Origin of the sequence: Pseudundibacterium arcticum (genome assembly GCF_042646465.1) — a bacterium.
Lineage (GTDB): Bacteria > Pseudomonadota > Gammaproteobacteria > Burkholderiales > Burkholderiaceae_D > Undibacterium_A > Undibacterium_A arcticum.
The window spans coordinates 85,003-100,233 of the sequence record NZ_JBHRTP010000031.1 but is presented as its reverse complement, the minus strand read 5'-3'; the positions used below and the strand labels follow the sequence as shown (position 1 = coordinate 100,233).

The 15,231-nt window shown below is 62.4% G+C and carries 14 protein-coding genes; all 14 read left to right on the top strand.

Features of this window, described 5'->3' with window-relative positions:
* Nucleotides 1–95: 95 nt before the first annotated feature.
* The 14 genes from ACFOFO_RS10815 to bioD all read left to right on the top strand — a co-directional run bounded on the left by ACFOFO_RS10815 (nucleotide 96) and on the right by bioD (nucleotide 15,221).
* Nucleotides 96–527 (top strand): MerR family transcriptional regulator, encoded by a 432-nt coding sequence (locus tag ACFOFO_RS10815; protein ID WP_390327777.1) that lies wholly within the window; start codon nucleotides 96–98, stop codon nucleotides 525–527.
* A 187-nt stretch (nucleotides 528–714) separates the two neighbouring features.
* Nucleotides 715–1,899 (top strand): isovaleryl-CoA dehydrogenase, encoded by a 1,185-nt coding sequence (locus ACFOFO_RS10810; protein ID WP_390331526.1) that lies wholly within the window; start codon nucleotides 715–717, stop codon nucleotides 1,897–1,899.
* Nucleotides 1,900–1,995: 96 nt separating this feature from the next.
* Nucleotides 1,996–2,922 (top strand): pyridoxal-phosphate dependent enzyme, encoded by a 927-nt coding sequence (locus ACFOFO_RS10805; protein ID WP_390331525.1) that lies wholly within the window; start codon nucleotides 1,996–1,998, stop codon nucleotides 2,920–2,922.
* Between the two features lie 7 nt (nucleotides 2,923–2,929).
* Entirely contained in the window at nucleotides 2,930–4,819 is a 1,890-nt protein-coding gene (gene aceK, locus ACFOFO_RS10800) for a bifunctional isocitrate dehydrogenase kinase/phosphatase (protein ID WP_390327773.1), read from the top strand.
* Nucleotides 4,820–4,833: 14 nt separating this feature from the next.
* On the top strand, nucleotides 4,834–6,015 hold the full coding sequence (locus ACFOFO_RS10795) for an acetyl-CoA C-acetyltransferase (RefSeq protein WP_390331524.1): 1,182 nt from the start codon (nucleotides 4,834–4,836) through the stop codon (nucleotides 6,013–6,015).
* A gap of 194 nt (nucleotides 6,016–6,209) precedes the next feature.
* The gene (locus ACFOFO_RS10790) at nucleotides 6,210–7,352 is read left to right on the top strand and encodes an acyl-CoA dehydrogenase family protein (protein WP_390327772.1); all 1,143 of its coding nucleotides are present in this window, start codon (nucleotides 6,210–6,212) and stop codon (nucleotides 7,350–7,352) included.
* Nucleotides 7,353–7,581: 229 nt separating this feature from the next.
* A complete protein-coding gene (locus ACFOFO_RS10785) occupies nucleotides 7,582–8,187 on the top strand; it encodes a 2-hydroxychromene-2-carboxylate isomerase (RefSeq protein ID WP_390327771.1) in 606 nt (201 codons plus the stop codon).
* Between the two features lie 115 nt (nucleotides 8,188–8,302).
* The gene (locus tag ACFOFO_RS10780) at nucleotides 8,303–8,707 is read left to right on the top strand and encodes a YchJ family protein (RefSeq protein WP_390327769.1); all 405 of its coding nucleotides are present in this window, start codon (nucleotides 8,303–8,305) and stop codon (nucleotides 8,705–8,707) included.
* Between the two features lie 92 nt (nucleotides 8,708–8,799).
* Nucleotides 8,800–10,422, top strand: coding sequence for a carboxyl transferase domain-containing protein (locus tag ACFOFO_RS10775; RefSeq protein ID WP_390327767.1), 1,623 nt, complete (start codon nucleotides 8,800–8,802; stop codon nucleotides 10,420–10,422).
* Nucleotides 10,423–10,453: 31 nt separating this feature from the next.
* The gene (locus ACFOFO_RS10770; protein WP_390327766.1) at nucleotides 10,454–11,239 is read left to right on the top strand and encodes an enoyl-CoA hydratase/isomerase family protein; all 786 of its coding nucleotides are present in this window, start codon (nucleotides 10,454–10,456) and stop codon (nucleotides 11,237–11,239) included.
* 34 nt (nucleotides 11,240–11,273) lie between these two features.
* Nucleotides 11,274–11,657, top strand: coding sequence for an endonuclease domain-containing protein (locus tag ACFOFO_RS10765; protein WP_390327764.1), 384 nt, complete (start codon nucleotides 11,274–11,276; stop codon nucleotides 11,655–11,657).
* Nucleotides 11,658–11,900: 243 nt separating this feature from the next.
* Entirely contained in the window at nucleotides 11,901–13,256 is a 1,356-nt protein-coding gene (bioA, locus tag ACFOFO_RS10760) for an adenosylmethionine--8-amino-7-oxononanoate transaminase (RefSeq protein WP_390327763.1), read from the top strand.
* Between the two features lies 1 nt (nucleotide 13,257).
* The gene (bioF, locus tag ACFOFO_RS10755) at nucleotides 13,258–14,496 is read left to right on the top strand and encodes an 8-amino-7-oxononanoate synthase (RefSeq protein WP_390327762.1); all 1,239 of its coding nucleotides are present in this window, start codon (nucleotides 13,258–13,260) and stop codon (nucleotides 14,494–14,496) included.
* On the top strand, nucleotides 14,493–15,221 hold the full coding sequence (bioD, locus tag ACFOFO_RS10750) for a dethiobiotin synthase (protein ID WP_390327760.1): 729 nt from the start codon (nucleotides 14,493–14,495) through the stop codon (nucleotides 15,219–15,221). The genes bioF and bioD overlap by 4 nt, the downstream gene beginning before the upstream one ends.
* The last annotated feature ends 10 nt before the right edge of the window (nucleotides 15,222–15,231 follow it).

Sequence of the window (15,231 nt, the reverse complement as noted above, 5' to 3'; positions counted from 1 at the left end):
CGCTACAATGCGATTGACGTTAACGTAAACCGCAATTCTAAACACAAACCCGGCGCGCTGCTGTAGTGGCGGCGCGCGCACAGTAACCGCACAGCATGGCAACCTATACCATTACCGAACTGGCACGTGAATTCGACATCACCGCGCGCGCGATCCGCTTCTATGAAGACCAGGGTCTGATCAGCCCGACCCGCGACGGGCCGGGCGGGCGCAGCCGCGTCTATACTGCGCGCGAACGCACCCGATTGAAACTGACCTTGCGCGGCAAGCGGCTCGGGTTGACGCTGTCGGAGATCAAGAGCCTGGTCGACATGTACGAATCGCCGAAGGACACCAGTGCCCAGATCGAGCGCTTTCTGCTGGTGCTGGCCGAACACCGCGAAAAGCTCGAGCAGCAGCGCGAGGACATCGAGATGGCGCTGACGGAAATCAGCGCGCACGAAGAGACTTGTCGGCGCACCTTGGGCGAACACAGCAAGGCGGCACAGGAGATGCCGGCGGCCGACGTCTTGCGTCGGGCGTCTTGAGGTTTGTGCCAGGTTTAGCGGCGTGGGCCTGATGTTTGCCGGACGTTTGCCGAACGTTTGCTGGATGCTCACTTGACGTTTACGTAAACGTCAATTAAGCGTATTATTTTGCTTCGACATCATTGGCAATTAATTGGCAATTGAGCAACTATAATCACTCCGCACCAACTGACCGACTGGGGACGACATGCTGCATCTCACTGGCTTGAACTTTGACCACGGCGAAGACATCGCCGCCCTGCGTGAAACCATTCAGCAATTTGCCGCGGCCGAAATCGCGCCGCGCGCTGCCGAGATCGACCGCAGCGACCAGTTCCCGATGGACCTGTGGCAAAAGATGGGCGACCTCGGCATTCTCGGCATCACGGTCGGCGAAGAATATGGCGGCGCCGACATGGGTTATCTGGCCCACATCATCGCGATGGAAGAAATCTCGCGCGCGTCGGCCTCGGTCGGCCTGTCCTACGGCGCGCATTCCAACCTGTGCGTGAACCAGATCAAGCGCAACGGCACGCCCGAACAAAAAGCCAAATACCTGCCGAAGCTGATCTCCGGCGAACACGTCGGCGCGCTCGCGATGTCTGAGCCGAACGCCGGATCGGACGTGGTCAGCATGAAGCTGCGCGCCGACTTCAAGGGCGACCGCTGGGTGCTGAACGGTTCCAAGATGTGGATCACCAACGGCCCCGACGCCGACACGCTGGTGGTGTACGCCAAGAACGACCTCGAAGCCGGCCCGCGCGGCATGACCGCGTTCCTGATCGAAAAAGGCTACCCGGGTTTCTCGATCGCGCAAAAGCTCGACAAGCTCGGGATGCGCGGCTCGCACACCGGCGAACTGGTATTTCAGGACTGCGAAGTGCCGGCCGAAAACGTGCTTGGCGGTCTCGGCCAGGGTGTCAACGTGCTGATGTCGGGCCTCGATTTCGAGCGCACCGTGCTGTCGGGTGGCCCGCTCGGCATCATGCAGGCCTGCATGGACGCGGTGCTGCCGTACGTTCACGACCGCAAGCAGTTCGGCCAGCCGATCGGCGAGTTCCAGTTGATGCAGGGCAAGCTGGCCGACATGTATTCGACCATGATGGCCTGCAAGGCCTATGTCTATGCGGTCGGTCAGGCCTGCGACCGCGCCACCACGCCGGAAGCGGTGCGCGCGCTGCGCAAGGACGCCGCCGGCGCGATCCTGTATGCGGCCGAGAAGGCGACCTGGATGGCGGGCGAAGCGATCCAGACCCTGGGCGGCAACGGTTACATCAACGATTACCCGGTCGGCCGCCTGTGGCGCGACGCCAAGCTGTATGAGATCGGCGCCGGCACCAGCGAGATTCGCCGCATGTTGATCGGGCGCGAATTGTTCGCGGAAACCAAATAAGCATGTTCGACCCTTGCCGTTTCGCAGCATGCATGCGCCTTTTCAGCCGCTTTTGGCTTGAAAGCCGCATGGGTATGCGCTCTGACATTTAACCTCATGACCACACTGCATATACAAACCCCCTTGCTTGAGCACCGCAGTCTGTCTGCCCAACTGGACAAACAAGTCTGGCTGAAGATGGAAAGCAGCCAGCCGTCCGGCTCCTTCAAACTGCGCGGCATCGGTGTGCTGTGCCAGCGCGCAGTGGCCAAAGGCGCGACGCACCTGGTCTGTCCTTCTGGCGGCAACGCCGGGTTTGCGGCTGCCGTGTCCGGCGCGGCGCTGGGCGTGCGTACCACGATCCTGGTGCCGCAGACCACACCCGAAACCGTGCGGCAGGCGATACGCGCCATCGGTGCCGAGCTGATCGTGGAAGGCGGCGTCTGGGATGACACCAATCAGGCCGCCTTGCGTCTTTGCGATCAGCCTGGCGCGGTCTATATCCCGCCTTTCGATCATCCGGATATCTGGGATGGCAACGCAACCCTAATTGATGAAGCGGCCAGCCAGAGTCAGTTTGATGTCGTGATCTGCTCGGTCGGTGGCGGTGGCTTGCTGAGCGGCATCGTGCAGGGGCTGCACCGCAACGGTCTGGCGCATGTGCCGGTGATTGCGGTGGAAACCGAAGGCGCAGCCTCGCTGCAAGCCGCGATGCAAGCCGGCGAGCTGGTCACCCTGCCGGCGATTACCTCGATTGCCAGCACCCTGGGTGCGCGCCGTGTGGCGCAACAGGCGTTCGACTGGACCCGCCGGCACGACATCCGCAGTATCACCGTGAGCGATGCACAAGCAGTGGATGCCTGCCTGCGTTTTGCCAACGACATGCGCACGCTGGTCGAACCGGCCTGCGGCGCAGCGCTGGCAGTGGCGTATCAGTATCCGGACCTGCTCACGGAATTTAAAAAGCCGCTGATCGTGGTGTGTGGCGGCATCGGTGTGGATTTGGTTAAACTACAGGCTTGGAATAACCTAGAACCTGCCTGATACCACTATGACGCAAGCCGCCTTCCCTAAACTGTTGTCGTCGCAAATCGCTTTCGATATTGCGCGCACGATACTGGACGGCTTCGACAAGCATTACCGGCTGTTTCGTGCCATCAGTCAGGCTGCCAAGCGGCATTTCGAGGACGGCGACTGGAAGGTCGGGCAGCTCGCGGCACGCGAACGGATCGACTTTTACGATCGGCGGGTGCATGAGTGCGTGACGGCGCTGGAAGACGAATACGACCCGAGCGACCTGACCGATGCCGTGTGGCGTGAGGTCAAGTTGCACTACATCGGCATGCTGTCGGATCACAAGCAGCCGGAACTGGCCGAAACCTTTTTCAATTCGGTCTGTTGCAACATCCTGCACCGCACCTATTTCAATAACGATTTCATCTTCGTGCGGCCGGTCATTTCGACCGAGTACATCGACAATGCCGAAGCGACGCCGACTTACCGCGTCTATTATCCGGCGCGCGACGGTTTGCGCTTTACGCTCAAGCGCATCATCACCAACTTCCAGCTGCGGGCCACGTTCGCCGACCTGACGCGCGATGTGGAGGCGGTCGAGGCCCGGCTCAAGGCCATGCTCGGTGACCAACCGCTGGAGCCGAACCACCAGATCCAGGTGCTGGCCAGCCTGTTTTACCGCAACAAGGGCGCTTACCTCGTCGGCAAGGGCATCAACGGCAACCATGAATACCCGTTCATCGTGCCGATCCTGCACAACCGCAAGGGCGAGCTGGTGCTCGACACGGTGCTGTTCGACCAGGAACAGATCACGGTGCTGTTTTCGTTTACCCGGGCCTATTTTCAGGTCGACATGGAAGTGCCGTCGGCCTACGTACAGTTCCTGCGTACCTTGCTGCCGAAGAAGCCGCGCAGCGAGATTTACACGGTCCTCGGCTTGCAGAAGCAGGGCAAGGCGCTGTTTTACCGCGACTACCTGCATCACCTGCGGAATTCGTCCGACCGCTTCGAAAGCGCCCCCGGCATCCGCGGGCTGGTGATGGTGGTGTTCGCGCTGCCGTCCTTTCCTTACGTGTTCAAGGTGATCAAGGATTTCTTCCCGCCGCCGAAAGACACCAGCCGGGCGCTGATCAAGGAAAAATACCTGCTGGTGAAACACCACGACCGGGTCGGGCGGATGGCCGATACGCTCGAATATTCGAACGTCGCGTTCCCGCGCAGCCGTTTCGCCGAAGCCCTGCTGGCCGAACTGAAGCAGCATGCGCCGTCGATGCTGGAAGAAGACGGCGATCAGATCATCATCCGCCATCTGTATATCGAACGGCGCATGGTGCCACTGAATATCTATCTGGCCGCGGCCGAGGCTATTGATGACGATGCGGCGATCGAACGCGGCATCATCGAATACGGCAACGCGATCAAGGAGTTGATGGCGGCCAATATTTTCCCCGGCGACATGCTGTACAAGAACTTCGGCGTCACGCGTCACGGCCGTGTCGTTTTTTACGATTATGATGAGATCGAATACATCAGCGATTGCAATTTCCGCACGATCCCCGAAGCGCACAATGAAGAGGATGAGATGGCGGCCGAGCCTTGGTATCCGATTGCGAAGAATGACGTGTTCCCGGAGCAACTCGGCACGTTTCTTTTGGGAAATACCAAGGTGCGTCATTTTTTCATGAAGCACCACGCCGATTTGCTGACCGCGCAGTTTTGGCAGGCCCGCAAACAGCGCATAATAGAAGGGTATGTTGACGACGTGTTTCCCTACCCGCAGGAATGTCGTTTCAGTTATCAGGCCGGGTACCAGTCGACCGATCAATTGAGCACTCAGCTTAGCCACCAAGCAAGCAATGAAGTGGGCGATCAGACCTCTACTCCGACGCAATTAAACATCGTAAACCCTGCGGCGCAAGCTGCCTAATCTGGAGAATTACCATGGACGACCCTATTGTTATTGTTGGCGCAGCCCGCACCCCGATGGGTGCTTTTCAGGGCGATTTCGCCTCAGTGTCCGCCAATGAGCTGGGCGCAGTCGCGATCAAGGCTGCAGTCGAGCGCGCCGGCATCAAGCCGGAGCTGGTCGAGAACGTATTTTTCGGCAACTGCCTGATGGCAGGTCAAGGCCAGGCGCCCGCGCGCCAAGCCGCGATCAAGGCCGGCCTGCCGGTGTCCACCGGCGCCGTCACGATGTCGAAGATGTGCGGCTCGGCGATGCAGGCCGCGATGTTCGCGTATGACGCGATCGTCGCCGGCACCAACGAAGTGGTCGTCGCCGGTGGCATGGAGTCGATGACCAATGCCCCGTACCTGATCCCGAAAGGACGCGGCGGCTACCGCATCGGCCACGCCACCATCTACGACCACATGATGCTCGACGGTCTGGAAGACGCCTACGACAAGGGCCGCGCGATGGGCACCTTCGCCGAAGATTGCGCCGGCAAGTACACTTTTACGCGCGAGCAGCAGGATGCGTTCGCGATCGAATCGGTCAAGCGCGCCCAGGCGGCGACCGCCGACGGCTCGTTCAAGAACGAGATCGCGGCGGTCACGGTGTCAGGTCGCGGCGGTGACGTCGTGATCGACAAGGACGAGGGCCCGATGAAGGCCAAGCTCGACAAGATCACGTCGCTGAAACCGGCGTTCAAGAAGGACGGCACCATCACGGCCGCGTCGTCGTCGTCGATCAACGACGGTGCTGCGGCGTTGGTCATGATGCGTGAATCGACCGCCAAGAAACTCGGCTGCAAGGTGATCGCCAAGGTGCTCGGCCACGCCACGCATTCGCAGGAACCGAACTGGTTTACCACCGCACCGGTCGGCGCCATGCAGAAGCTGTTCAAGAAAGTCGGCTGGACCGCCAAGGACGTCGACCTGTTCGAAATCAATGAAGCGTTCGCCGTGGTGCCGATGGCGGCGATGCGGGAACTCGACATTCCGCACAGCAAGGTCAACATTCACGGCGGTGCCTGCGCCCTCGGTCATCCGATCGGCGCCTCCGGCGCCCGCATTATGGTGACGCTGATCGGCGCGCTGCAAAAAACCGGCGGCAAGCGCGGTGTTGCATCGCTGTGCATCGGCGGCGGTGAAGGCACGGCGATCGCGATCGAACTGGTGTGATGGCTTGGCAGCGTTGTAACAGGCGACCAGTCACTGAAGATCGGTAGCCGAACAACGCTAGTCGAACAGCAACAGGATGGGTTGCGCGATCCGCAACCCATCTTTTTATCGTGAATATTGAGCGTGACCAGACGCAGGCTAGCGGCCAATGCCAGGCCATGCAGCACGGCTGACCGTCACAGAAAACGAACAACATGGTTTTATCCGAACAGCATGAAATGATCCGCGACGCGTTGCGCGCATTTGCCCAGGAGCGACTGGCACCATCGGCGGCGCGCTGGGACAAGGAACACCATTTCCCGCAAGACGAACTGAAAGAACTGGCAGCGCTCGGCGCGTTCGGCGTCGCGGTGCCGGAAGCGCTGGGCGGCGCCGGCCTCGATTACGTCGCGCTGGCGCTGGTGCTGGAAGAGATCGCGGCCGGCGACGGCGGCACCTCGACCGTGATCTCGGTCAACAACTGCCCGGTCTGCAGCATCGCGATGATGTATGCCAACGACGCCCAGAAGCAGCAATGGCTGCGACCGCTGGCGGCCGGCGAGATGCTCGGCGCCTTCGCGCTGACCGAGCCGCACACCGGCAGCGACGCCGCGGCCTTGCGCACCACGGCAAGAAAAGAAACTGACAGCGACGGCGAGCATTACGTGCTGAACGGCGTCAAGCAATTCATCACCAGCGGCAAGTACGCCGATGTGGCAATCGTGATGGCGGTGACCGACAAGGCGGCCGGCAAGAAAGGCATCAGCGCATTCTGGGTGCCGACCAATGCGCCCGGTTACATCGTGGCGCGACTGGAAGAAAAACTCGGCCAGCATTCGTCCGATACTGCGCAGATCCTGTTCGAGAACTGCCGCATCCCCGCCGCCAACCTGATCGGCGAAGAAGGGCAAGGCTACAAGATCGCGCTGTCCGGTCTCGAGGGCGGGCGCATCGGCATCGCCTCGCAGGCAGTCGGCATGGCGCGCGCCGCGTTCGAGGCCGCGCTGCAGTACGCCAAGCAGCGCGAGAGTTTCGGCAAGCCGATCTTCGAGCATCAGGCGGTGCAGTTCCGCTTGGCCGACATGGCGACCCAGATCGAGGCGGCGCGTCAGTTGATCTGGCACGCGGCCAGCATGAAGGATGCCGGCAAGCCTTGCCTGAAAGAGGCGGCGATGGCCAAGCTGTTTGCGTCCGAGATGGCCGAGCGGGTTTGTTCCGATGCGATCCAGATTCACGGCGGTTACGGTTATGTGACCGATTTCCCGGTCGAGCGGATTTATCGCGATGTGCGGGTTTGCCAGATTTACGAGGGCAGCAGCGATATCCAGAAAATCTTGATTGGGCGCGCGTTGGCGTAAGCCGCTGGTTGAATCGACGCCAACTCAGCAACGGTGACGCGCAGAGTAAAGTCAAAAAAGGCAAGGACAGCTCCTTCCCCTTTGAGGGGGAAGGTTGGGATGGGGGTGCGGCGGTCGATGAACAACCAGTGTCGTTAAGCGACGACACTACCCCCACCCTAACCCTCCCCCTGCAAGGGGGAGGGAATTAAAATCGCTTCGCAGACTTATTGAACCAACAGGAGACAATGTGGCCGCAGCCATCCATTTTTATTTCGACTTCGCCTCGCCTTACGGCTATTTCGCTTCCACCCGCATCGACGAACTGGCCGCAAAATATGGACGCGATGTCGAATGGCATCCGATCTTGTTGGGCGTGGTGTTCAAGACCACCGGCGGCATGCCGTTGCCGATGATCCCGATGAAGGGCGAATACTCGGTGCGCGATTTTGAACGAAGCGCGCGCTTTCACGGCATCGCCTACAAGCTGCCGCAGGCATTTCCGCTGCCGACCCAATCGGCTGCGCGCGCCATGCTGTGGGTCAAGGACAAGTATGGCGACGAGCGTGCAATCGAATTCGCCAAGGCGGTGTTCAAGGCGTATTTCGTGGATGACGTCAACATCGGTGACCCGGTGCATATCGCCAAGATCGCGTCCGGCATGGGACTCGACTCCAGCCGCATGGCGGAAGGCATCAACAGCGCGCAGGTCAAGGATCAACTGCGGGCCGAGATGGATCTGGCGATGGCGCGCGGCGTGTTCGGCTCGCCGTACGTGATCGTCGACAATGAAGGCTTCTGGGGTTTCGACCGCTTCGACCAAGTCGACGCGATGCTGAAAAACGGCAAGATCTGAGCCGCGGGGCGCATGCGATGCTTAAATATACTATGCCCAGTATTTTTAAAGGCCCAATCAATTCGCCCGCATCAAGCATGAATTTGAGCATACTCCCGGCAGGGCGCGATTCAAGATGACGCGTCCATCGCCATCGCAGCCCTGCCCGTGCGGGCTCGGGCCGTTCGCGCAGTGCTGCGGCCGCTACCTCGGCGGCGCACAGGTGCCGGCCAACGCCCAGCAGCTGATGCGCTCGCGCTACACCGCGTTCGTGCTGCGCGACGAGGCCTACCTGCGCGCCAGCTGGCATCCGGACACCTGCCCGGATGGGCCGCTGTGCGAGGACGGCATCAAGTGGCTCGGGCTGGAGTTGCTGCGGCATCAAGAGGATGGCGACGGCCGGCACGCCACGGTTGAATTCGTCGCGCGCTACAAGGTGAACGGGCGCGCGCAACGCCTGCACGAGGTCAGTCGGTTTGTCCGCGATGGTGAACCGGGCGCTCGCTGGCGCTACCTGGATGGCAGCTTTCCGGGGCAGTGAACCCGGGCCGGACGTCGCCGCCAGCGAACCCGCATTCAACAGCAATACAGAACAAGAATCCAGGCCCAGCCTGAAACAGGAAGGAAGCATTCATGCCGCAGCTCGAAAGCAAACTCAATCCCCGCAGCGAGGACTTCAAGCAAAACCTCGGCGCGATGCAGCTGATCGTCGACGATCTGAAGGCCAAGGTCGCCGCGCTGGCGCAGGGCGGCGGCGAAGCGGCCTGCAAGAAACACGTGGCGCGCGGCAAGCTGCTGCCGCGCGAGCGGGTCCAGCTGCTGCTCGATCCGGGCACGCCGTTCCTGGAATTCTCGCAGATGGCAGCCTACGCGATGTACAAGGACCATCACGGCGTCGGCGTCGCGCCGGCGGCCGGCATCATCACCGGCATCGGCCGCGTGGCCGGGCAGGAGTGCGTGATCGTCTGCAACGACGCCACCGTCAAGGGCGGCACCTACTACCCGATGACGGTGAAGAAGCATCTGCGCGCACAGGAAATCGCCGAGCAGAACAATCTGCCCTGCATCTACCTGGTCGACAGTGGTGGCGCGAATCTGCCGAATCAGGACGACGTGTTTCCCGATCGTGACCACTTCGGCCGCATCTTCTACAACCAGGCCAACCTGTCGGCCAAGGGCATCCCGCAGATCGCGGTGGTGATGGGCTCGTGCACCGCCGGCGGCGCCTATGTGCCGGCGATGAGCGACGAGTCGATCATCGTCAAGAACCAGGGCACGATCTTTCTCGGCGGCCCGCCACTGGTAAAGGCCGCTACCGGCGAAGTAGTGAGCGCGGAAGATCTCGGCGGTGGCGACGTCCATACCCGCCTGTCCGGCGTGGTCGATCACCTGGCGCAGAACGACCTGCACGCGCTGTCGATCGCGCGCAGCATCGTTGCCAACCTGAACCGTCAGAAACCGCAGCAACTGGTGCTGCGCGAACCGGTCGAGCCGAAATATCCGGCGCAGGAGCTGTACGGCGTGATCCCGACCGACACCCGCAAGCCGTTCGACGTGCGCGAGGTGATCGCCCGCATCGTCGACGGCAGCGAGTTCGATGAATTCAAGGCGCGCTACGGCACCACGCTGATCTGCGGCTTCGCCCATATCTACGGCATGCCGGTCGGCATCATCGCCAACAACGGCATCCTGTTTTCGGAGTCGGCGCTGAAGGGCACCCACTTCATCGAGTTGTGCTCGCAGCGCAAGATCCCGCTGGTGTTCCTGCAGAACATCACCGGCTTCATGGTCGGGCGCAAGTACGAAAACGAAGGCATCGCGCGCAACGGCGCCAAGATGGTGACTGCGGTCGCCACCACGTCGGTGCCGAAATTCACCGTGATCATCGGCGGCAGCTTCGGCGCCGGCAACTACGGCATGTGCGGGCGCGCATTCTCGCCGCGCTTCATGTGGATGTGGCCGAATGCGCGGATCTCGGTAATGGGTGGCGACCAGGCCGCCAGCGTGCTGGCCACCGTCAAGCGCGACGGCATCGAACAGAAGGGCGGCAGCTGGAGCCGCGAAGAAGAAGAAGCCTTCAAGCAGCCGGTCAAGGATCAATACGAGCACCAGGGCCATCCGTACTACGCCACCGCACGCTTGTGGGACGACGGCGTGATCGACCCGGCCGATACCCGTACCGTGCTCGGCCTGGGTTTGAGCGCGGCGTTGAATGCGCCGATTGCCGACACCAAGTTCGGCGTGTTCCGGATGTAATGCAGGTAAGCACGGCAGTAAGGACGGCACCATGGACTATCAGACCCTCGAGATTCAACAGGAACAACGCGTTGCCACCGTCTGGCTGAATCGGCCGGCGGTACGCAACGCATTCAACCAGACCACCATCGCCGAGCTCACACAAGCATTCCGCGCGCTCGGTCAGGACCCGGAGGTGCGCGCGATCGTGCTGGCGGCGCGCGGCCCGGCCTTCTGTGCCGGCGCCGACCTGAACTGGATGAAGCAGATGGCCGACTACACGCACGACGAGAACCGTGCGGATGCGGCGCTGCTGGCCGAGATGCTGCGCACCATCTATCTGTGTCCAAAGCCGGTGGTCGCAAAAATCCAGGGCGATTGCTACGCCGGCGGCATGGGACTGGTGGCGGCCTGCGATATCGCGGTGGCGGCCGAAGAGGTCAATTTCTGCCTGAGCGAAGTGCGGCTCGGCTTGATCCCGGCCACGATCTCGCCTTACGTGATCAAGGCGATGGGCGAGAATGCGGCGCGCCGTTATTTCCTCACCGCCGAACGTTTCGACGCGCAGCAAGCGCAGCGCATCGGCTTCGTGCATGCAGTGGTGGCGCCCGACGCGCTCGATGCCAAGGTCGCCGAGATCGTGAAAGCGCTGCTGTCGAATAGCCCGAATGCGGTGGCAGAGGCGAAGAAACTGGTGCGCGAGGTTGGTGGCATGCCGCTGACCGAGGCCCTGATCGCCGCCACGGTGGAAGGGATCGCGCAGATCCGCGCGTCGGACGAGGGCCGGGAAGGGGTGCGTTCGTTCCTGGAGAAACGCAAGCCGAGCTGGTTAGCTTAACTAGCTCCGTCCCCCTCTGAGGGGGAAGGTTGGGATGGGGGTAGAGCGGTCAATCAGGATGCGGCGCATACAAGAACAAACCACGGCCAACGCCCGCTCGCTACGCAGTGACATGACGGACGTGGAACGCATGTTGTGGCGCGCATTGCGCGGCAAGCAGCTGGAACATAGCCGCTTCCGACGCCAGCATCCGATCGGGCCTTACATCGCCGATTTTGCCTGTCTTGATAAGAAGCTGGTGATTGAACTGGATGGCGGCCAGCATCAGGATCGGATAGCGTATGACGCGCGGCGGACTGCGTTTTTGCAATTGCAGGGCTGGCAGGTTGTGAGGTTTTGGAACAACGATGTGTTGAATAATTTGGACGGGGTGTTAGCAACAGTAGTGGATGCTTTGAATGGTATTCATCCAGCGTAACCATCGCCCCGCAACGGTCGGCTCCTTCCCCCTGTGAGGGGGAAGGTTGGGATGGGGGTGCGGCGGTCGATGAACAACCAGTGTCGTTTAGCGACCGCACTACCCCCTCCCTAACCCTCCCCCTGCAAGGGGGAGGGAACCGGTTATACGTTAGTTAAGTTTTGCACACTGCACACTGCACACTGCATACTGCACATTGCACATTGCACATTGCATAAAGCATCAAGATTTTTTGGAGTAACTTTGGCAGCAAACCAACAATCCGACTGGGTCGCCCGCAGCCTGCGCAGTGTCTGGCATCCGTGCACCCAGATGCAGCATCACGAAACTGTGCCACTGATTCCGGTCAGCCACGGCCGTGGCGCCTGGCTCTACGACCAGGACGGCAAGCGCTATCTCGACGCGATCAGCTCTTGGTGGGTCAACCTGTTCGGCCACGCCAATCCGCGCATCAATGCGGCGCTGAAGGACCAGCTCGACCGGCTGGAGCACGCGATGCTGGCCGGCTTCACGCACGAGCCGGTGATTGAACTGTCCGAACAGTTGGCGGCGCGCACCGGCCATGTGCTGGGCCATTGTTTTTATGCGTCGGATGGCGCCTCGGCGGTCGAGATCGCGCTGAAGATGAGTTTTCACGCGTGGCGCAACGCCGGCCACGGCGACAAGCAGGAATTTGTCTGCCTGAAGGGCGGCTATCACGGCGAGACCATCGGCGCGCTGGCGGTAACCGACGTTGCGCTGTTCCGCGATGCCTACGGTCCTTTGCTGCGGCAGGCGCATGTGGTGGCGTCGCCCGATGCGCGCCTAGCCGTGGATGGCGAATCGGCGCTGGACGTCGCGCGGCGCGCCGCCGCCGATCTGGAGTCGCTGTTGCAGCAGCGCGCCGGCAACATCGCGGCCGTGATCGTCGAGCCGCTGGTGCAGTGCGCGACCGGCATGGCGATGCATGACCCGGCTTATCTGGCCGCAGTGCGGGCGCTGTGCGATCGTTATAACGTGCATCTGATCTTCGACGAGATCGCGGTCGGTTGCGGCCGCACCGGGACTTTCTTTGCGTGCGAGCAAGCCGAACTGGATGGTCAACCGGTCTGGCCTGATTTCCTGTGCCTGTCGAAAGGCATCAGCGGCGGTTATCTGCCGCTGTCGCTGGTGATGACGCGCGACGATATCTATCAGGCGTTCTACAGCGCCGATGTGACACGCGGCTTTCTGCACTCGCATTCGTACACCGGCAATCCGCTGGCCTGCCGTGCGGCGCTGGCGACGCTGGCGATCTTCGAAGAAGACGATGTGCTGGTGCGCAATCGGGAGCGCGCGGCAAAACTGAGCGCCGCGCTGGCGCCACTGGCGACGCACGACAAGGTGCAGCATTTCCGCCAGCGCGGGATGATCTGGGCGTTCGACGCCGTACCCGATGACGCCGCGGCCGCCGCGACTTTCTCACGGCGTTTCTTCAGCACCGCGCTGGAACATGAATTGCTGCTGCGGCCGATCGGCCGCAGCGTCTACCTGATGCCGCCGTATGTGCTGGACGACGACGAGATCGATGGCCTGGCGACGCGCACCCAGGCGGTGTTCGAGAAAGTGATCGCGGAATAGTATGGAACTACTCGACCAACTGGAGCGCCAACTGCAGGCGCTCGACCAGCATAGCCTGCGCCGTCGCCGGCGCGTGGCCGACACGCCCTGCGCGCCGCGGGTGCAGGTTGACGGCCGCGCGATGCTGGCATTTTGCAGCAATGATTACCTCGGTCTGGCCGCGCATCCGCGCGTGATCGAGGCGTTGCGCGAGGGCGCTGCATTGTATGGTGTCGGCAGTGGCGCCTCGCATCTGATCAGCGGTCATTCGCGGGCGCATGCGCAGCTGGAACAGGCGCTGGCTGGTTTCGTCGCACCGCATCTGGAATCGGCCCGCGCACTGTATTTCTGCACCGGCTACATGGCCAATCTGGCGGTGCTGACCGCGCTGGCGGCTGCCGACAGCCAAGGCGAGGCGGAAATTTTTTCGGAAGCGCTCAACCACGCATCGCTGATCGATGGCGCCAAGCTGGCGCGCGCCACGGTCAAGGTCTATCCGCATCGCGACGCCGCGGCACTGGATGCGCTATTGGCCGCCAGCAGCGCGGTCACCAAGATCGTGGTCACCGACAGCGTATTTAGCATGGACGGCGATCTGGCGCCGCTGCCCGAATTGCTGGCCGTGTGCGAACGGCATGGCGCCTGGCTGGTGGTCGACGATGCGCATGGTTTCGGCATGCTCGGCGCGCATGGCCGCGGCGCGCTGGAGCATTTCAACTTGCGCTCATCGCATCTGGTGTATGTCGGCACGCTGGGCAAGGCCGCCGGTGTCGGTGGCGCCTTCGTCGCGGCCCATGCCAGCGTGATCGAATGGCTGGTGCAACGGGCCCGTCCCTACATCTACACCACGGCCGCCGCGCCGGCGCTGGCGCATGCGCTGCTGACCAGCCTCGACCTGATCGGCGGTGCCGAAGGCGCGGCCCGTCGCGCCCACATGCAGGCGCTGATTGCGCAGCTTCGCTCCGGCTTGCGGCTGCGGCGCTGGCAGCATATCGCGTCCAGCACCGCGATCCAGCCGATCGTGATCGGCGATAATTCGCAGGCGCTGGCAGCGGCCGCCGCGTTATACCAGCAGGGCCTGTGGGTGCCGGCGATCCGGCCGCCGACGGTCCCCGCCGGCACGGCGCGTCTGCGCATCACGCTGTCGGCCGCGCACACCAGCGACGACGTGGCGCAATTGATCGATGCCGTGCATGCGCTGGAAGCGTTGCACACACTGAGCGCGCCGGACGCGCCGAATTCGACCGAGCGTGCCGCATGATGAATTTAACTACGGCCACCGCGCCGCGCTTCGCCTGCTTCGTCACCGGTACCGATACCGAAATCGGCAAGACGCTGGTGTCGAGCGCGCTGCTGCACCGTTTGTCGCAACAACGGGGCTGCCGCACGGTGGGCATGAAGCCGGTCGCCGCCGGCGCCGAGCTGCGCGATGGCGTCTGGCACAATGAGGACGCCGACAGCCTGGCCGCCGAGAGCACGCTGCAACTGGCGCCGGCGTTGACCACGCCGTATCTGCTGCGCGCCGCCACCGCGCCGCATGTCGCGGCCGCCCAGGACGGCGTGCAGATCGAGTTGGCGCACATTCTGGACTGTTACCGACAGATCGCTGGCGCCGCCGATGCGGTGGTGGTGGAAGGTGTCGGCGGCTTTCGTGTGCCGTTATCGGACAGCACGGATACCGCCGACCTGACGCAACAATTGGCGCTGCCGGTGGTGCTGGTGGTCGGCTTGCGGCTCGGCTGTCTCAGCCAGGCCTTGCTGACGGCGGAGGCGATCGCCGCGCGCGGCCTGCAGCTGGCCGGATGGGTCGCCAATACTGTCGACGCCGAGATGCCGTACGCAACCGACAATGTCGCAGCGCTGCGCGCGCGGCTACCGGCGCCGCTGCTCGGCTGTGTGCCGCGGCTGGCGGTGGCGTCGGCTGCGGCGGCAGCCGCTCACCTTGATTTTTCTTGTCTGCCGGGATGGCCCGACGGATCTCACTGATTTTATTTGT